General features: G+C 42.9%; 1 protein-coding gene. It reads left to right on the top strand.

From position 1 onward, the window contains the following. Positions 1 to 133: 133 nt before the first annotated feature. Positions 134 to 1,510, top strand: coding sequence for a transposase (locus Q7P33_RS17870; protein ID WP_303872095.1), 1,377 nt, complete (start codon positions 134 to 136; stop codon positions 1,508 to 1,510). Positions 1,511 to 1,579 lie beyond the last annotated feature (69 nt).

Raw genomic sequence — 1,579 nt, 5'->3', positions numbered from 1 at the left:
CTCAAACTTCGCACATAATAATCAACAAAAATCCTCGTAATTCCGATGTTGCAGGCATAAAAATAGCATGAAAACACCAGATTTGTTATAATTGAGTTGCTAAAAACAAACAAACAAGCTGGAGGCTCATGCTATGAAAATTATAACACAAACCGGTGCAGACTTGAATTCCAATTTAAAAATTGTTACCCGCTTTTTAAGAAATTATCAGGTTGGCCTGCTTTTGAAACGATGCAACGCCTATAAAACCAGAGGCTTTTCAGTGATTTCGGTTTTCGAGTATCTGATGAGTGTCATTTTTACCAACCGATCGATGTACATGAATTATGTGACCAATCATCATTGTCCGGAGTTTTCAAAAGATACGATTTATCGTTTCATGAACTCCTCCAAAATCCATTGGCAAAAATTTACCACGTTGCTGGCCGCTCGGGTGACCAATCAGAGTCTTACCCGTCTTACCAATGAATCTCGGGAAAATGTTCTGATCGTTGATGATACCCTGTTTGAACGAAACCGCTCGAAAAATGTCGAACTGTTGTCCCGCGTCTTTGACCATGTGAAGCATCGTTATACAAAAGGATTTCGCCTGTTGACGCTGGGGTGGTCTGACGGGAATACTTTCATTCCGGTTTCCAGCTCACTGTTGTCATCAACCACTGATAAAAATCTTCTGAACAAAGCGGATGACCGTCTGGACAAACGCAGCCTTGCCGCGAGACGACGAAGCCAATCGGGACGCAAAGCGACGGAAGTGATGCTGGAACTGATCCGGTCTGCCCTGCAATCAGGAATCAGCGCCAGCTATGTATTGTTTGACACCTGGTTTTGCAGCCCATCCTCCCTGATTGCCGTAAAGAAAATGGGGATTGACGTGATTGCCATGGCAAAGAAGACACCCAAAATTCACTATCTTATTGATGGCGAAAAGAAATCAGTGAAAGCCATCTATTCAGCCTGCAAAAAACGCCGGGGTCGGTCCCGATACCTGCTCTCAGTGGAGGCTGCGATTCAAAAAGACGACAGCATCATACCAGTCAGACTTGTCTTTGTCAGAAACCGGAATAAGCGCAATGATTACCTGGTTCTGATTACAACCGATCTGACGCTTTCCGAAGATGAAATCATCCGCCTTTACGGAAAACGCTGGTCAATCGAGGTTTTCTTCAAAGTATGCAAGTCCTATCTGAAACTGACAAAATCCTTCAGAGGACTGTCTTTTGATGCCCAGACAGCTCATGTTGCGATTGTTTTTACCCGCTACACGATGCTGTCACTGGAAAATCGGTTTAACCTTGATGTGCGCAGTATCGGGGAATTGTTTTATTGGTCATGTGATGAACTGGCTGATATCACTTATCAGGAGTCTTATCTTCTGCTGATTGAGCTGATGCTGAGTGTTTGTCAGGATATTCTTCAACTCAGTGATGAAAAAATGGACCTGTTGCTCGAACAGTTTCTTCAGAATTTGCCGGCAATGATAAAAAGTAGTCTCAAACCTTGTGCCTGAATGGATATTTTTCAGGAAAAGTCTTTTGTATCAACGTTTTAAAGTGTTTTTAATGTGCGAAGTTTGAGT

Source organism: Acetobacterium wieringae (assembly GCF_026646375.1).
GTDB classification, from domain to species: domain Bacteria; phylum Bacillota; class Clostridia; order Eubacteriales; family Eubacteriaceae; genus Acetobacterium; species Acetobacterium wieringae_A.
The sequence above is the reverse complement of the archived record's forward strand: the minus strand, read 5'-3'. Positions and strand labels throughout refer to the sequence as shown.

Bases quoted from the DNA above. Each gene is read 5' to 3' on its own strand.
- Q7P33_RS17870 (WP_303872095.1), top strand. From the start codon at position 134: ATGAAAATTATAACACAAACCGGTGCAGACTTGAATTCCAATTTAAAA.